The organism is Salinimicrobium profundisediminis, from assembly GCF_026241755.1.
In the GTDB taxonomy this organism is placed as follows: domain Bacteria; phylum Bacteroidota; class Bacteroidia; order Flavobacteriales; family Flavobacteriaceae; genus Salinimicrobium; species Salinimicrobium profundisediminis.
This window is the reverse complement of sequence record NZ_JAPJDA010000067.1, coordinates 1-2,357: the sequence shown is the minus strand read 5'-3', so window position 1 is coordinate 2,357 and position 2,357 is coordinate 1. Positions and strand designations below refer to the sequence as shown.

The window sequence follows — 2,357 nt, the reverse complement described above, 5'->3', positions numbered from 1 at the left end:
TACTTTTCGATTAGAATCAATTCATTTGAACGAACACATTGATAAAAAATTAATTGGAGTAGAAAAAGTTTCAGATAAAAATAATGGTTTATTAAATGAGAGAGAATTAGAAGAAAATATAGCTAGTAAAAATGTCTACTTACTTAGGTTAGATCAAAATAAAGTCCTTTATCAAAAACAGCCTCAAAAAGAAATTTCCATTGCTTCTTTAACTAAGATCATGACAACACTTGTTGCAATTGAGCAGCTTGATGAAATTCATGAACCTGTGACAGTTTCTTCGGAAATGTTTTCAAAACTGTATGAAGAAAATCTTTCTGTAGCTGGTTTTTTACCAAATGAATCTGTTCGTGCAATTGATTTGCTTTATGGAGTCATGCTGCCTTCAGGTGCCGATACTGCTCTTGCATTAGCTCAACACTTAGCGGGTTCTGAAGATAACTTTGTTAAACTAATGAATGATAAAGCAAAAACTTTAAATATGAATCATACGTCTTTTTCAAATGTAACAGGTAACGATCAGGCAAAGCATTACTCTACAGCAGAAGACATAGTGTTTTTGACACCATTAAATTACCGAAAGTTGACGGTATTGCCTGTCCAGAATTAGTCGATTATAATGTCCATATATATATTCGAAACATTTCGACATTTTTAATTCTGTAGAAAGGAAAAGACGCCTCCCATAACGTATAACTGCGCCAACAGTTATACGGGAGACGTCCCACCAAAAAGTATATGATTATTGTATCAGATTATCAGCTGATTGAAAACATGCTTACTGGAGTTTTTAGTTAGGGGTGCAGGTAGGATTCCGTCTCCATGTTGTGGGAAAGTCATGTTGGTTATAGGTACTAAGAACCGAAAAGCTATGGATCATTCAGGACAGAGTAAGACCTATAACATTAGGAGGTTAAGGTGCACAAACTGCCTTACCATTCACCATGAACTTCCGGATTTATTGGTCCCTTACAAACGGTATGAATCTGAATGTATTGAAAGCGTTCTTACGAGCCCATCCAACCACACTATTCCAGCCGATGATTCTACTATTTCGAGGTGGAGTGGCTGGTTTCATGAGTATGTGGACTATTGGGTTGGTTGCTTAACCTCTATCATGATTAGAACCCGTCAAGGAACCATCCCCCAAGATCTTACGTCCAAAGGTTCAGGGACTGCACTTCAAAGGCTAGGACGCTTGGCAGGAGATGCCAATGGATGGCTGACAAGAATTGTCCGCCCTATAGTAAATATTAATTTTTGGATACATACCCGTTCTGCATTCATTGTCCAATAACCTCTGATTTACACTCATGATAGAAACATAAAGGAGAGTGTATGCATGAGAAATCATAAGAAATCAGAGGAGTTGGCAGTGCAGCGTTTCCAACTGATATCCCCTTTATTGGCAGAAGGGCTTGATGCTGGAAAAATAAAGGAGCTAAAAAACCAGATAGTGCAGGTAAGCGGTCTTTCTGAAAGAACTATTAGGCGATATCTGGCTCAATTTCGTGAAGATGGATTTGGAGGATTGAAACCACAAGGGAGAAAAGTTTCTCGGAAGTCAGAAGCTATTCCTTCTCATATATTGGAACAGGCAATCCTTCTTCGAAAGGAAGTGCCAAACCGTAGTGTGGCGCAAATCATCCAGATTCTAGAATGGGAAGGATTAACTGATCCAGGACAAATTAAAAGGTCTACTCTTCAAGAAAAACTAACGGAAAAAGGTTACAGTACCCGACATATGCGTCTCTATTCTCAATCCGGTGTAGCTGCCCGAAGATTTCAAAAACAGCACCGGAACCAACTTTGGCAATCAGATATTAAATACGGTCCTTATCTGCCTATTGGGCCAAAAGGGATCAATAAACAGGTTTACCTTGTCGCTTTTATTGATGATGCAACCAGGTTAGTGGTTCATGCAGCCTTCTATCCGACTCTAGACTCAAGAATCATTGAAGATGCCTTTCGGCAAGCAATCCAAAAGTACGGTGTTCCAGAAGCCGTTTATTTTGATAATGGAAAGCAGTATCGAACCAAATGGATGTCCCGTACATGTTCTAAAATAGGCACCCGCCTTTCTTACACTAAGCCGTATGCAGCTGAATCCAAGGGCAAAATTGAAAGGTTTAATAGAGTTATAGATTCATTTATAAGTGAAGCTGTCATTGAGAAACCAAAAACTTTAGATCATCTGAATGAACTTTTTCAGGTGTGGCTGACAGAGTGCTATCAGAATAAACCTCACTCTGCCCTTGAAGAGAAAATTAGTCCGGAAACGGCTTTCCGTTCCGATAGAAAAGCAATTCGCTTTATTGATGAGGAAACGTTAAGCACTGCATTTCTACACTGTGAAA

At 38.9% G+C, this 2,357-nt stretch carries 3 protein-coding genes; all 3 read left to right on the top strand.

Annotated features, from left to right (window positions below; all coding sequences use genetic code 11):
- A partial coding sequence (locus OQ279_RS18425) for a D-alanyl-D-alanine carboxypeptidase family protein (protein WP_503167769.1) occupies positions 1-610 on the top strand: 610 nt, incomplete at its 5' end.
- A gap of 156 nt (positions 611-766) precedes the next feature.
- The gene (locus OQ279_RS18420) at positions 767-1,297 is read left to right on the top strand and encodes a DUF6431 domain-containing protein (RefSeq protein ID WP_257297389.1); all 531 of its coding nucleotides are present in this window, start codon (positions 767-769) and stop codon (positions 1,295-1,297) included.
- A gap of 45 nt (positions 1,298-1,342) precedes the next feature.
- Positions 1,343-2,357, top strand: a 1,015-nt coding sequence (locus tag OQ279_RS18415) for a DDE-type integrase/transposase/recombinase (RefSeq protein WP_266071331.1), incomplete at its 3' end; no start/stop codon positions are given.